This window comes from Paraburkholderia franconis, from assembly GCF_009362735.1.
GTDB classification, from domain to species: Bacteria; Pseudomonadota; Gammaproteobacteria; order Burkholderiales; family Burkholderiaceae; genus Paraburkholderia; species Paraburkholderia franconis.
This window is the reverse complement of the sequence record NZ_WHNP01000016.1, coordinates 66,287-78,703: the sequence shown is the minus strand read 5'-3', so window position 1 is coordinate 78,703 and position 12,417 is coordinate 66,287. Positions and strand designations below refer to the sequence as shown.

The window sequence follows — 12,417 nt, the reverse complement described above, 5'->3', positions numbered from 1 at the left end:
GCTTAGCGCGGCAGCAGACGGCTCAGCGCCGCGCTGGCGAGCGCGCCGATCTGCGTGAGGAAGTCGGTGGCCATGCCGTCGTGGAAGCGGCGCGGATCGGACGAGCCCATCACCAGCAGACCGAACGCAGCGGCTTCGTCTTTTGCCTCGGGATCGCGCAGGGCGATCAGCGCGATCGATTCGGTGCCGTTGGCGGGCGGCGCGCCGTCGGCCGTAGTCGCGGCATCGCTGGAAACGGCCGACACTGCCGGCGTCAGCCACTGCGCGGCCTCGAAGCCCGTGTTCGCGCCGCAGTACGGCGTGGCGAGACTGTTCGCGAAGATGCGCACTTCCTCGCCGACGTGGCGCGTGAAGTCCGCCTGCGCATACGGCTCGGACACGTCCCATACGCGCAGCGCGGCTTGCGGCACGTCGAATACGTCGCGCAGCCCGTTGGCGATCGTACGCGGCAGCGCGCCCGGATCGCGCTCGGCCATCACGCGGGTCGTCCAGCGGCCGAACTTCGACGCGATGCTGTCGTTCTCGTGCCCATAGCGCAGCAATTCGGCGAGACGCCGTTCGAGATGCTTGTTCTTTTCGCGCAGCATGTCCATCTGACGCTCTTGCAGCGACACGGCGGCCTTGCCATGCGGATTCGCGAGCCGCACGGTCGCGAGCAGTTCCGCGTGTTCGGCGAAGAATTCGGGATTGGCTAGCAGATAGTCGGCGACTTCGCGATCGTTCATGATTTCGGCTTTGGGTTGCGCGCTTGCGTGCTGTCTTGCTGCTGGGCTGCTGCCGTCTATGGACCGCGCAGCGGTAAGAGATTCAATCCGGTTCAATCGGCGATTTCGATTTCGCCTTCGAACACCGTGGCCGCCGGGCCCGCCATCATCAGCGGCGACGTGGGTTCGCCGTTCCATGCGATCGAGAGCATTCCGCCATGCGTGTGAACTTTCACGGGCGCATCGAGCAGCCCGCGACGGATGCCCGCCGCAACGGCCGCGCATGCGCCCGTGCCGCACGCGAGCGTTTCGCCCGCGCCGCGTTCGTAGACGCGCAGCCTGATCTCGTTGCGGCTCACGATCTGCATGAAGCCCGCGTTGACCCGCTGCGGAAAGCGCGGGTGATGTTCGATAACGGGACCATCCATGAGCACGGGAAACGCCTCGACGTCGTCCACCACCTGCACCGCGTGCGGATTGCCCATCGACACGACCGACACCCAGCGCGTCGCGCCATTGACGTCGAGCGGATAGAGCGAATCGTTGCCTTCGCGGCGCGCGTCGAGGCCGCTCGCGTCGAACGGCACTTGAGCCGGCTCGAACACAGGCGCGCCCATGTCGACGACGACTTCGCCGTTGTCCTGCATGGTCAGCGTGATGACGCCGTTTTGCACCTGCACGCGGACGCTGCGCTTGTCGGTGAGGCGCGTGTCGCGCACGAACTTCACGAAGCAGCGCGCGCCGTTGCCGCAGTGCTCGACCTCGCCGCCGTCGCAATTGAAGATGCGATATCTGAAATCGACGCCTTCGACGGTCGGCTTTTCGACGACGAGCAACTGGTCCGCGCCGACGCCGAAGTGCCGGTTCGCGAGCGCGCGCACCTGCGCTTCCGTCAGCGAGAGCGGCTGCGTGTAGCCGTCGAGCACGACGAAGTCGTTGCCCGCGCCATGCATCTTGGTGAATTTCAGTTTCATGCCGCTATTGTAAGTGACTGGTTGTCAGTCTCGCCCACTGTGTGCAGGCACGCTTCAGTAAAAGCTCGGATCGCCCGGCGGACGCGTCTTGAAGCGCTTGTGCACCCAGTAATACTGCTCGGGCATGTCCGGAATGTGCTCTTCGAGGAATTCGTTCATGCGGCGCGCGTCGGTGTCGTCATCGCCCGTCGGGTAGTTGTCCCACGGCTTGAACACCTTCAGACGATAGCCCTTGTAGTTCGGCAGCACTTCGCCGATGAACGGCACCACCTGCGCGCGCCCAACTTTCGCAAGCCGGCCGACGGCCGTCAGCGTGCACGTCGGCACGCCGAAGAACGGCACGAACGTCGAATTGCGCATCCCGTAGTCCATGTCCGCGCCGAGCATCACCGGCTTGCGCTCGCGCAACCAGCGCAGCACGATGCGCGCGCTGTCCGCGCGGCTCGCCATTTCGGCGTCGAAACGGCCGCGCTGCGCTTTCGCGACTTCCTCCAGCTGCGGGTTCGACATCGGCTGATACAGCGAACCGCATGGGCGCTTCAGCGAATAGTTGAGAAAAATCGAGCCGGCCTCGATGCCGACGAAATGGAAGCCGAGAAACAGCGTCGGCGGCAGATTGGGATCGGTGAGATCGATTTCGCTGTCGAGCTGAATCAGCTTTTCGAGCTTCTTTGCGGAGCCGAACCATTGCACGCTGCGCTCCAGATAGCTGCGGATCGCATGCCGGAAGTGCTTTTGCGCGACGTCTTCGCGGCGCTCGTCGCTCCACTCGGGAAAGCACAGCTTCAGGTTGATGTGGACGATGCGCCGGCGGCGGCTCGGAATCTGGTAGAGCAGCCAGCCGAGGCCGTCGCCGAGGCGCGCGACGAAACCATAGGGCAGCAGGGCGAACAGCTTGAGAAGACCGATTGCGAGCGTGACGCCCAGGCGGCTCAGCATGCGGCTGCTCCCGTGTGTGCGCAAGACCGCGCTGGGCAAGGAAAAACGGCGAAAGAGTCGATGAACCGCACGCGCAGACACTCTGTGACAAATGAAAGAAGTCGCTATAATAAGGGCTTCGCCGAGTTAATAGACAACTTGCGGGGCGAAGCGGGTGGACGGTGATCTTTCAGATTGTCGTCCGGTCGTGCAGAAATCCGCTAAAGCGTCGCCGCTTCAGGCTCGAAGCAGGCTACGTGAAACTCAACCGTAACCAATAAGGAGCCTGCAACGTGGCTAACGATTACCTCTTCACCTCCGAATCGGTTTCCGAAGGTCATCCGGACAAGGTCGCGGACCAGATCTCGGACGCCATTCTCGATGCGATCCTCGCGCAGGACAAATACTCGCGTGTCGCAGCGGAAACGCTGTGCAACACGGGTCTCGTCGTCCTCGCAGGCGAAATCACCACGACGGCGAACGTCGACTACATCCAGGTCGCGCGCGAAACCATCAAGCGCATCGGCTACGACAACACCGACTACGGCATCGACTATCGCGGCTGCGCGGTGCTTGTCGCGTACGACAAGCAATCGCCGGATATCGCCCAAGGCGTCGACCGCGCGCACGACAACAATCTCGATCAGGGCGCGGGCGACCAGGGCCTGATGTTCGGCTACGCATGCGACGAAACGCCCGAGCTGATGCCGCTGCCGATTCACCTGTCGCACCGTCTGGTCGAGCGCCAGGCCAATCTGCGCCGCGACGGCCGTCTGCCGTGGCTGCGTCCGGACGCGAAGTCGCAAGTTACCGTCCGCTATGTCGACGGCAAGCCGCATTCGATCGACACCGTCGTTCTGTCGACACAACACGCGCCGGAAATCGAGCTGTCGACGCTGCGCGAAGCCGTGATCGAAGAGATCATCAAGCCGACGATGCCGGCGGAACTGATCAAGGGCGACATCAAGTTCCTCGTGAACCCGACCGGCCGGTTCGTGATCGGCGGCCCGCAGGGCGACTGCGGCCTGACGGGCCGCAAGATCATCGTCGATACATACGGCGGCGCGGCTCCGCACGGCGGCGGTGCGTTCTCGGGCAAGGACCCGTCGAAGGTGGACCGCTCGGCTGCGTACGCTGGCCGCTATGTCGCGAAGAACATCGTCGCGGCGGGCCTCGCATCGCGCGCGCTGATCCAGGTGTCGTACGCGATCGGCGTTGCTCAGCCGACGTCGGTGATGGTCAACACGTTCGGCACGGGCCGCGTGTCGGATGCGACGATCACGCGTCTCGTCCAGGAACACTTCGACCTGCGTCCGAAGGGCATCATCCAGATGCTCGACCTGCTGCGCCCGATCTACGAAAAGACGGCTGCGTATGGCCACTTCGGCCGTGAAGAGCCGGAATTCTCGTGGGAAGCCGTCGACAAGGCGCTTGTGCTGGCCGAGGCCGCTGGCACGGAGCCGGTTGCGGCTATCGCCTGAGCCGGTTCGGCGAAGGACTCGCGCGGCTAAATGCCGCGCGGTTCGGTCGGGTCCCACGACCGGAGCAAAAAACGCCCTGCATGCGCTGTTTAAGCGCATGCAGGGCGTTGTCTTTTGCGTCTTTGAGCGCGCGCTGTTACGCGTAACGCGCGTGGTGCAGGGCAAACCGGTCGATGCTCATGTCGGTGGCGGGCATCAGGCGCGATAGCACGCAAACGCGATCATCAAACGACGCAAACCCCGTGACGCAAATCCAGCGACGCAAACCCCGCGACGCAATCCCCGCGACGCAAATCCAGCAACGCAATCCCGCGATCCAACCTCAGTGCGCGAACGCGAACCAGCCTTCGCTCGTCGCCGATACGCGGCGCGGACGGCGGCTCGTGCCATGCGGCGAACTCGCGGGCTTGGCGGCGCCCGCCAGCGCGACTTGCTTCGCGGCGCGCGGCGAAACGCCGAGCATGCGCACGGGAGACGGATTGCGCAGCAGCGTGCGCAGTGACAGGCGGCGCGAGGCGCCCTGCATGCGCAGCGCGCTGAAGAAGGTGCGGAACCACACGCGCACGCTATCGACGGGCTTCGCGTCGCGCAACTGCGCGGCGAGCGCGCGCGTGCGGGCGGAATGATGGCGGAGCGCACGCACCACATGGCGGCGTGCGGGACGCGCGGCGTTGAACGCGCGAGTGAGTCGAGTGCTCAATGGACTGTGCATGGCATTGGGATCAGGCAGCGTGACACGCGACGAAAGGTGCTGCGAAAGCAGCACCATTTATGCCAACGGTTGGGACGCAATAGCCTGAGGAAAGGCGGTATGAGGCGGCAGCGGCGGCGAAGGGCCGTGCCGACGGCGATGAGGCGTGCAGTGCAATCGACATGCGTGCAAGGCTACACGTGATTGATGACCGTCGAAAGTCCGGTGCGCTCAGGGTTTTTACGAGGACGAAGGCCGCCTGATTGCGCCCTTTGCGCTCGACGAACGTGCATGGCTGCCCATGCCGCGTGCAATGCCGCCCGTTCGCATCGCATGCCGGACGCGCGGCGGCGCACGGTACGATCGTGCCCGTTTTACAATGGCTACCGGGTTGTCGAAGAACACTAGTTGAGCGGAACGTCCATGTCAGTCCATTCGAAGAAAGAGCAGATACAGGTGCTGCGGGAACAGGGTTTTGTCGTGGTGCCGGATCTCATCGCGCCCGAGCGCTGCGAAGAGATGAGACGGATCGCGCGCGAGCAGTTGCACGAAGCCGCGGCGCCCATCGAATTCGAAGCAGATCTGCGCTATCCGGGCGCGCCCGAGTCGAAGCACGCGCCTGGCGGCCACACGGTGCGGCGGCTGCTCGATGCGTACGCGCGCCACCCGCGCTTCGCCGAATGGGCGACGGCGCCCGAAATCCGCGGCTGGATGGAGCTGTATTTCGGCGAAGAGCCGCGCCTGTCGCGCGCGCATCACAATTGCACGATGACCAAGCATCCCGCGTATGGCAGCCTCACGGGCTGGCATCGAGACGTGCGGTACTGGTCGTTCGAACGGGACGATCTGGTGTCGGTATGGCTCGCGCTCGGCGACGAGACCGTCGACAACGGCGCGCTATGGTTCGTGCCGGGCTCGCACGCAGCGGCCTTCACATCGGAGCGCTTCGACGAAGCGAAGTTTTTCCGCTCCGATCTGCCGGAGAATCAGTTGCTGATCCAGAAGGCGGTGTCGCCCGTGCTGAAGGCGGGCGATGTCGTGTTCTTCCACTGCAACACGCTGCACTCGGCGGGCAAGAATCTCACCGATCAGGTGAAGTTCTCGCTGGTTTTCACCTATCACGGCGCGAGCAACGTGCCGTTGCCGGGCTCGCGCTCCGCGTCGAAGCCCGAAGTGGCGTTCTGAGGCGGGCCGTCGAAAACGGTTTGCGCGTGATCAGCGCCTGATCAGCGCTTCGACGACGCGAGCCCGATCAATCCGGCGAGCGTCGCGATGATCCCGCCCGCAATCAGAAAGATGGTCTTGTTGGTCGGCGCGCCGGTGAACACGCGCGATACGTCGTTGCTGAACGAATGAAACGACTGGCCGCCGAAGTACAGCAGCACGACGCCGCCGACGATCAATGCGAGCGAAATCGCTTTGGTCATGAACAATCCTCTTCGATGGATGAAAGTGGCCGAAGTCTAGTTGACCGACACCGCCGAGTCTATGCTCCGTCCCGCAATCTGAGCAACTGCAGCATGCGCGGCGATTGGCTAACATAGCGTGCTGGTCCGTTACCGCGTGATTGCAACGTCGTGTACCGTGCGCGTCGGATTTCTGGAACCGTCGCTTGATACCGGTATCAAAACGTGGTGTCGGCGCACTGGGAACCGCATCACCATTAAGAACACCCTTCATCACGCGATGTGCAATCGCACATCGCGGACTTCACTCCTGTTCTCGACAAGGACTCCATCAATGGCTTACGAAGCAGCTTCAGCACGCTATTCGGACATGCAGTACCGCGTTTGCGGCAAGTCAGGTCTCAAACTGCCGGCGCTGTCGCTTGGCCTGTGGCACAACTTCGGCGACACCACGCCGATCTCGACGCAACGCGAAATCCTGCGCACGTCGTTCGATCTCGGCATCACGCACTTCGACCTCGCGAACAACTACGGCCCGCCGTACGGCAGCGCGGAAACGAACTTCGGCCGTATCTTCAAGGACGACTTCAAGCCGTACCGCGATGAACTGCTGATCTCGTCGAAGGCGGGCTGGGACATGTGGCCCGGTCCGTACGGCCAGGGCGGCGGCTCGCGCAAGTACATACTCGCGAGTCTCAACCAGAGCCTGCAGCGCATGGGCCTCGACTATGTCGATATCTTCTATTCGCACCGTTTCGACATCGACACGCCGCTCGAAGAAACGGCGGGCGCGCTGGCGAGCGCGGTGCAGCAGGGCAAGGCGCTGTACATCGGCATCTCGTCGTACTCGGCGCAAAAGACGCGCGAAATGGCGAAGCTGCTCGCCGAATACAAGGTGCCGCTGCTGATCCATCAGCCGTCGTACAACATGCTGAACCGCTGGATCGAAAAGGACCTGCTCGGTGCGCTCGAAGAAACCGGCTCGGGCGCCATTGCGTTCACGCCGCTCGCGCAAGGCCTGTTGACGAACAAGTATCTGAACGGCGTACCCGAGGATGCGCGCGTCAACAAGGCAGGCGGCGGCTCGTTGAAGCAGGAGCACCTCAGCGCGCAGAACATCGAGCGCGTGCGCAAGCTCAACGACATCGCGCAGCGTCGCGGTCAGAGCCTCGCGCAGATGGCGCTCGCGTGGACGCTGCGCGATTCGCGCGTGACGTCGGCGCTGATCGGCGCGAGCAAGGCCGAGCAGGTGCGCGAGAACGTCGCGGCGCTGAAGAACCTGTCATTCACGGCGGAAGAGCTCGCGGAAATCGACCGCCATGCGACGGAAGGCGGCGTGAACCTGTGGGAAAAGCCGTCGACGGACCAGCACATCTGATCCGCGCTCTTGCACAGGATCGCTGAGCAAATTGGCCCGGCGCAAACATGGAAAAGCCGCCTGTGAAGGCGGCTTTTTTATCGACCATCGCAAGACGGCGACTGGACGCTCATCATGGGCGAAGAGCGGGCAGTTCGCTAGACGAGCGCGGGAAGACCTTCCACCAGCACGACCGCAAACACGACTCCGAGCAGCGCGCCTAACACGCGCAATGTGTTGTGCCTGAACTCGGTTTTGCAGGGCAGAGCGCCGAGAAAGAGAGCCCCGGCCAGTGCCATCGGGATGACCAGAATGAAATCACCGATCGTGAAATAGTGCATGCTCGTCTCCTGTTTGTACTCGTCGGACGCGCGGCGTCGGGATCGATTGACTGCATGCGGCGCGCCTGCAACGAGTATAGGCGACGGTGTCGAGGCAATGTGTGGGATGCGGCGCATGCGCGCTTCTGTCCCCGGCACGGCAACCAAAGCGGCGCAAGGCTCGACGCGCCGCGCCCGCCGTCTGTGCATTCCTTTGCATTGCGCGACTTTCTCTTACACAGTCCTTTCTGAATATGCGTTCTGCCTGACGATCGGGCGACGCGGGCTGCCTTTATTGTCGATTGCGCCCGTCGCATGTGTGGATCGGATGACGCGAGCCGTCACGCCGCGCCGATGCGTTCGCGTGCGCGCAGGCGAGCCGACGCGAGGATGCCGATCAGCAGCAGTCCGCCGACGAGCGCCGCGACGCCTGGCCACGCGTACGCGGTCCACACTTGCCCGCCATACGATCCGACAATGCTCGACCCGAGGTAGTACGCGAGCAGATAGAGCGCGGCCGCCTGGCCTTTGGCTTCCTTCGCGATCCGGCCGACCCAGCCGCTTGCGACGGCGTGTCCGGCGAAGAAGCCGAACGTCACGCAGGCGATGCCGCACGCGATCAGCGTGAGCGATTGCGTCGTGGTCAGCAGCAAGCCGCACAGCATGACGACGATGCTGCCGATCAGCACGCGTCCGCGTCCGAAGCTGTCGGCCATGCGGCCCGACCACGGTGACGCAACGACACCCGTCAGATACACGACGAAGATGCCGCCGATCGCCGTCTGGCTCAGATGAAACGGCGCCGCGAGCAGCCGGTAGCCGATGTAGTTGTAGAGCGTAACGAAGCTGCCCATCAGCACGAACGCCATCAGGAACAGCAGCGGCAGACCGGGGCGCCCGAGATGCTTCACGAGCGCCGCGCGATGATGCGAAAAGCCGAGGCCGCGGCGCGGCACGAAATGGCGCGACGGCGGCAGCAACGAGCGGAACGCGAGCATCGACAGGATGCCGAGCACGCCGATCGTGCCGATCGCGACGCGCCATGAGAACAGATCGGCGACGACGCCCGTGATCACGCGCCCCGCCATTCCGCCGATCGCCGTGCCGCCGACATAGAGGCCCATCGCGAGACCCAGGCCGTCGGGGTGCACTTCTTCCGCGAGATAGGCCATCGCGACGGCGGGCACGCCGCCGAGCGCCAGGCCTTCGAGCGTGCGCAACAGCAGCAGCGCGTGCCATTGCGGCGTGAATGCGACTGCGAGCGTCAGCAGCGACGACGCGGTGAGCGAAGTCGTCATCAGCCGGTGACGGCTCCATCCTTCCGACACGAAGCCGGCGACGAAGATCGCGAGCGCGAGCGCCGCCGTCGTCACCGACAGCGAAAGACTGCTGTGCGCGGGGCTGACGTCGAACGACTCGGAGAACGCAGGCAGCAGCGGCTGCACGCAGTAGAGCAGCGAGAACGTCGCGTAGCCGGCGAACAGCAGCGCGAGACTCGCGCGCCAATACGCATGTGTGCCCCGTTCGAGATACGGCACACCGTTGGCAGAGGAAGGGGATGAAGCAGAAGAGGATGAAGCAGCGGGCCGACGCGGGTCCGACGATGCGGTCACAACAAAAACTCCCGGAAACGATGACAAACGACGCGGCGAACGCGCTGAAACGCGCGCAAAGGCTCAACGATACGCTGGTTGAGCGGCCGGCGTCGTCGAGCCGGGCAGTCTGGTTCCGGTCTTGAACGTGCGTTAGCTAGGTGTAGCGTCCGGTGCGCTTGCGGGCTGGCGGCCGGCATCGGGATGCGTGAGCTGCTCGTCGGTGGGCAGCGCCGACGCGTCCCAGCCGCCGCCGAGCGCCTTCACCAGCGCGACGCTCGCGGCCATCCGGCGGCGCGCGATCGAGACGGCATCGCGCTCGTTGGTGAGCGCCGTCGTCTGCGCGACGACGACGTCGAGATACGTGATCGCGCCGTTCTTGTAGCGGTTCGTGACGATCGCGAGCGAGCGCTGCGCCGCCGAGACGGCATCGTCCTGCGCTTGCGCTTCCTGTTCGAGCACGCGCAGCGCGGCGATGTTGTCCTCGACCTGGCCGAACGCCGTGAGCACCGTTTGCCGATACTGTGCGACGCCTTCGTCGTAGTTCGCCTCCGCTTGCGCCTTTTGCGCCGCGCGCGCGCCGAAGTCGAGCAGCGTGCCCGCGAGCGTCGGCCCGAGCGACCAGAAGCGGCTCGGCGCAAGCAGCCACTGGCTGAAATTGGTCGCTTCCAGTCCGCCCGTCACCGACAGGATCAGGTTCGGAAAATACGCCGCCGTCGCCACGCCGATCTGCGCATTCAGATCGACGACATGCCGTTCGGCGGCGGCGATGTCGGGCCGCCGCTCGAGCAGCGCCGACGGCACGCCGACGGGCGCGATCACGGGCACGGCGACGAGCGGCGCGACGGGCACCGAGAACGTCGACGGCGTCTGGCCGATCAGGATCGCGATCGCGTGTTCGAGTTGCGCGCGCTGCACGCCGAGATCGATCGATTGCGCCTGCGTCGTGCGCAATTGCGTTTGCGCCTGGGCGACGTCGGCGTCGGTGGCGATGCCGCCTTTGTAGCGGTTCTGCGTGAGCTCGACGGCTTCCTTGTATGCGGAGATCGTGTCGTCGAGCAGTTGCCGCTCGCGGTCGATGCCGCGCAGTTCGTAATAATCGGTCGCGAGCTCGGCTTGCATCGACAACAGCGCGCTTTGCGCATCGGCGGCGCTGGCCTGCGCGCTCGCCTTCGCGCCTTCGACGCTGCGCGACACACGGCCCCACAGGTCGGGCTCCCACGTTGCATCCGCGCCGACGATCCAGTCGTCGAGCGTCCTGCCCGCCGACGACTTGAACTTCACGTTCTCCGACGAGCGCGCGCGTGAATAGCCGCCGCTTGCAGTGACGACAGGGAAGAACTGCGAGCGGAACTGCGCGACTTGCGCGCGCGCCGCGCGAAAGCGCGCCTGCGCGGCCTGCACGTTCTGGTTCGCGCTTGCGACCTGCTGTTCGAGCGCGTTCAGCGCGGGATCGTCGTAGACCTCCCACCAGGCGCCGCGGATCTGCGTGTCGGCGGGCTGCGCGTTCTTCCAGCCGCTGCCTTCGAGTTCCTTGTACGTGGTGGCCGTCGCAGTGGCGGGCCGCTTGTAGTCGGGCCCGACCGTGCACGCGGCGACGAGGCACGCGCCCGCAAGCACGAGAAACGTTGAACGAAGACGGATGCGCCGCGTGTTCATTCTTGCGCCTTCGCCGTCTGCTCGCCCGCGCCCGAACTGTCGGCTGCACCGGAAGCACCTGATGCACCTGATGCACCCGACGCAGCGGCAGCGCCGCCCGCCTTCGGATGCACGACGCGCACCGATGCGCCATCGACGATCGAATCCTGCGGATTCAGGATCACCAGCTCGTCGCCCTTCAGACCCGATGCGACGGCGACGCGCGTGCCGTAGTCGGTGCCGAGCGCGACCTTGACGAGCTTCACGTGCTGTTGCGCGTCGACGGTCGCGACTTTCACGCCGTCGGGGCGGAACAGAAACGCGTTGCCCGGCAGCGTGAACGGCGCGGCCTGCGCGCCCAGCGCGAAATGGACCTGCGCATAGGCGCCCGGCAGCAGATCGCCGCTGCTGTTGTCGACGTCCACTTCGACGAGCATCGTGCGCTGTTGCGGATCGACGGCGCCCGACGCGCGCGCGACCGTGCCGGGATAGTGCTTCGACGGTGCTTCCGTCAGCGTCAGATACGCGGTCTGCCGCGCCTTCACTTCCTGCGCGTAGGCCTGCGGCACGTTCACGTAGACGCGCAGCTTGTCCGCCTGCGCGACATGGAACAGCTCCTTCGCCGGGCCGCCCGCGCTGCCCGCGTCGATCAGCGCGCCGACGTCGACGTTGCGTGCCGTCACGATGCCGTCGAACGGCGCAAAGACCTTCTGGAACGACTGCGTCTTCTCGAGCCGCGAGACGTTGAAACGGGCGGCATCGAGCGTGCCTTTCTTCGCGAGCATATCGCCGACCTTTTCGTCGGTTTCCTGCTTCGAGACGGAATTGCTTTTCAGCATTTCCGTCCAGCGCCCGGCTGTGCTTTTCGCGAGCGCGTAATTCGCTTCGGCGTTCGCGAGATCGGCGCGCGCGGCCTTCAATTGATCATCGACTTCGGGCGTGTCGATTTCCGCGAGCAGTTGACCCGCTTTCACGCGCACGCCGATATCGGCGTACCACTTCTTCAGATAGCCGTTGGTGCGCGCGTAGATCGGCGTGTCGAGAAACGCCTGCACGTTGCCGGGCAGCACGAGGTCGAGCGCCGCCGTCGACTTCTGCGGCTTCACGACTTCGACGCTCAGTTGCGCGGCATGCTGCGCGTCGCGTTCGAGCGCCGCCTGCGCGTCGTGTCGCGACCAGATGCCCTGCGCCGCGAGCGCGAGCACGACGATGGCCGCGCCTGCCGCGATCCAGCGTGAGCGTTTCGATGAGACGCGCGGGCGTTCCCCGTGCGGCGCGGACTCATCAGGACGTTTCCCTTCCATCGGCACTCCAGATCCTGTGCTTGTGCATCGTT

12 protein-coding genes are annotated in these 12,417 nt (G+C 64.8%); 3 read left to right on the top strand and 9 right to left on the bottom strand.

The window, feature by feature from the left end; genetic code table 11:
* Positions 1-2: 2 nt before the first annotated feature.
* From GCT13_RS18835 to GCT13_RS18825, 3 genes are all read right to left on the bottom strand, one after another.
* Complete coding sequence (locus tag GCT13_RS18835) at positions 3-725, bottom strand: DUF484 family protein (protein ID WP_152760422.1); 723 nt, start codon at positions 723-725, stop codon at positions 3-5.
* 92 nt (positions 726-817) lie between these two features.
* Positions 818-1,678 (bottom strand): diaminopimelate epimerase, encoded by an 861-nt coding sequence (gene dapF / locus GCT13_RS18830; protein ID WP_152760420.1) that lies wholly within the window; start codon positions 1,676-1,678, stop codon positions 818-820.
* Between the two features lie 54 nt (positions 1,679-1,732).
* Positions 1,733-2,617 (bottom strand): lipid A biosynthesis lauroyl acyltransferase, encoded by an 885-nt coding sequence (locus GCT13_RS18825; RefSeq protein ID WP_152760418.1) that lies wholly within the window; start codon positions 2,615-2,617, stop codon positions 1,733-1,735.
* 272 nt (positions 2,618-2,889) lie between these two features.
* Between GCT13_RS18825 and metK the strand changes: the two genes are divergently transcribed.
* A complete protein-coding gene (metK, locus tag GCT13_RS18820) occupies positions 2,890-4,077 on the top strand; it encodes a methionine adenosyltransferase (RefSeq protein ID WP_321574454.1) in 1,188 nt (395 codons plus the stop codon).
* Between the two features lie 322 nt (positions 4,078-4,399).
* Here the strand turns inward: metK and GCT13_RS18815 are convergent, their stop codons facing one another.
* Positions 4,400-4,789 (bottom strand): hypothetical protein, encoded by a 390-nt coding sequence (locus tag GCT13_RS18815; RefSeq protein ID WP_152760416.1) that lies wholly within the window; start codon positions 4,787-4,789, stop codon positions 4,400-4,402.
* Between the two features lie 402 nt (positions 4,790-5,191).
* On the opposite strand from GCT13_RS18815, the gene GCT13_RS18810 reads away from it, so the two are divergent.
* On the top strand, positions 5,192-5,953 hold the full coding sequence (locus GCT13_RS18810) for a phytanoyl-CoA dioxygenase family protein (RefSeq protein ID WP_152760414.1): 762 nt from the start codon (positions 5,192-5,194) through the stop codon (positions 5,951-5,953).
* Between the two features lie 41 nt (positions 5,954-5,994).
* On the opposite strand, the gene GCT13_RS18805 is transcribed toward GCT13_RS18810, so the two are convergent.
* On the bottom strand, positions 5,995-6,195 hold the full coding sequence (locus GCT13_RS18805; protein WP_090862775.1) for a DUF3185 family protein: 201 nt from the start codon (positions 6,193-6,195) through the stop codon (positions 5,995-5,997).
* Positions 6,196-6,508: 313 nt separating this feature from the next.
* On the opposite strand from GCT13_RS18805, the gene mgrA reads away from it, so the two are divergent.
* Positions 6,509-7,552, top strand: coding sequence for an L-glyceraldehyde 3-phosphate reductase (gene mgrA / locus GCT13_RS18800; RefSeq protein WP_152760412.1), 1,044 nt, complete (start codon positions 6,509-6,511; stop codon positions 7,550-7,552).
* A 137-nt stretch (positions 7,553-7,689) separates the two neighbouring features.
* Here the strand turns inward: mgrA and GCT13_RS18795 are convergent, their stop codons facing one another.
* From GCT13_RS18795 to GCT13_RS18780, 4 genes are all read right to left on the bottom strand, one after another.
* A complete protein-coding gene (locus tag GCT13_RS18795) occupies positions 7,690-7,872 on the bottom strand; it encodes a hypothetical protein (RefSeq protein WP_007582094.1) in 183 nt (60 codons plus the stop codon).
* Positions 7,873-8,192: 320 nt separating this feature from the next.
* On the bottom strand, positions 8,193-9,464 hold the full coding sequence (locus tag GCT13_RS18790; RefSeq protein WP_321574453.1) for an MFS transporter: 1,272 nt from the start codon (positions 9,462-9,464) through the stop codon (positions 8,193-8,195).
* A gap of 132 nt (positions 9,465-9,596) precedes the next feature.
* On the bottom strand, positions 9,597-11,102 hold the full coding sequence (locus tag GCT13_RS18785) for an efflux transporter outer membrane subunit (protein WP_152760409.1): 1,506 nt from the start codon (positions 11,100-11,102) through the stop codon (positions 9,597-9,599).
* A complete protein-coding gene (locus GCT13_RS18780; RefSeq protein WP_152760407.1) occupies positions 11,099-12,385 on the bottom strand; it encodes an efflux RND transporter periplasmic adaptor subunit in 1,287 nt (428 codons plus the stop codon). The genes GCT13_RS18785 and GCT13_RS18780 overlap by 4 nt, the downstream gene beginning before the upstream one ends.
* Positions 12,386-12,417 lie beyond the last annotated feature (32 nt).

What these genes read in the sequence shown, in the direction of transcription:
- GCT13_RS18785 (WP_152760409.1), bottom strand. Translation starts at nt 11,102, where the DNA reads ATGAACACGCGGCGCATCCGTCTTCGTTCAACGTTTCTCGTGCTTGCG.
- GCT13_RS18810 (WP_152760414.1), top strand. Translation starts at nt 5,192, where the DNA reads ATGTCAGTCCATTCGAAGAAAGAGCAGATACAGGTGCTGCGGGAACAG.
- GCT13_RS18795 (WP_007582094.1), bottom strand. Translation starts at nt 7,872, where the DNA reads ATGCACTATTTCACGATCGGTGATTTCATTCTGGTCATCCCGATGGCA.
- GCT13_RS18805 (WP_090862775.1), bottom strand. Translation starts at nt 6,195, where the DNA reads ATGACCAAAGCGATTTCGCTCGCATTGATCGTCGGCGGCGTCGTGCTG.
- GCT13_RS18780 (WP_152760407.1), bottom strand. Translation starts at nt 12,385, where the DNA reads ATGGAAGGGAAACGTCCTGATGAGTCCGCGCCGCACGGGGAACGCCCG.
- GCT13_RS18835 (WP_152760422.1), bottom strand. Translation starts at nt 725, where the DNA reads ATGAACGATCGCGAAGTCGCCGACTATCTGCTAGCCAATCCCGAATTC.
- GCT13_RS18825 (WP_152760418.1), bottom strand. Translation starts at nt 2,617, where the DNA reads ATGCTGAGCCGCCTGGGCGTCACGCTCGCAATCGGTCTTCTCAAGCTG.
- dapF (WP_152760420.1), bottom strand. Translation starts at nt 1,678, where the DNA reads ATGAAACTGAAATTCACCAAGATGCATGGCGCGGGCAACGACTTCGTC.
- mgrA (WP_152760412.1), top strand. Translation starts at nt 6,509, where the DNA reads ATGGCTTACGAAGCAGCTTCAGCACGCTATTCGGACATGCAGTACCGC.
- GCT13_RS18815 (WP_152760416.1), bottom strand. Translation starts at nt 4,789, where the DNA reads ATGCACAGTCCATTGAGCACTCGACTCACTCGCGCGTTCAACGCCGCG.